Origin of the sequence: Pseudomonas sp. NBRC 111123, from assembly GCF_001320205.1 — a bacterium.
Taxonomy (GTDB): Bacteria; Pseudomonadota; Gammaproteobacteria; order Pseudomonadales; family Pseudomonadaceae; genus Aquipseudomonas; species Aquipseudomonas putida_J.
Genome location: NZ_BCAZ01000106.1, coordinates 1 through 719, shown reverse-complemented (window position 1 = coordinate 719; position 719 = coordinate 1). Strand labels below are relative to the sequence as shown.

At 58.1% G+C, this 719-nt stretch carries 1 protein-coding gene; it reads left to right on the top strand.

What is annotated here, in order from left to right:
- Nucleotides 1-719 (top strand): immunoglobulin-like domain-containing protein (locus APH27_RS26685; RefSeq protein ID WP_218187551.1); only part of this gene is annotated, 719 nt, incomplete at both ends.

The window sequence follows — 719 nt, the reverse complement described above, 5'->3', positions numbered from 1 at the left end:
TCAGGTTCCGAATACCAACGGCGAAGACGTCTACAAAGACGCGTCGAGCGTCACCGCAACCGTTACAGCCGTAAACGGTGGCAACTATGAAGGCGTGGACCTGACTGGCGCGACAACAACCGCGACCGTCGAAGACACCCTCAACAACACCACTGTGACGGTGAGCGCGCTGCCGGCTAAAGAGGGTGACGAAAACATCACCTTCAACTTCCAGCTGAGCAACCCGCCACAAACCGCCACCACTCTGACCGTCAATGTCGGTGGCACGGTCTACACCGTGGAAGTGGATGCGGCCGGTAAAGGCACTCTCCAAGTCCCGAACACCAACGGTGAAGACGTCTACAAAGACGCATCGAGCGTCACCGCGACCGTCACGGCCGTAAACGGTGGCAACTATGAAGGCGTCGACCTGACTGGCGCGACGACGACCGCCACTGTCGAAGACACCCTCAACAACACCACTGTGGCTGTTTCTGCCGAGCCGGCAAAAGAGGGCGATGCCAACATCACCTTCAACTTCCAGCTGAGCAATCCACCACAAACCGCGACGACCCTCACTGTAAACGTCGGTGGCACGGTTTATACCGTGGAAGTAGATGCAGCCGGTAAAGGCACCCTCCAGGTTCCGAACACCAACGGCGAAGACGTCTACAAAGACGCATCGAGCGTCACCGCGACCGTCACAGCCGTAAACGGTGGCAACTACGAAGGTGTCGATC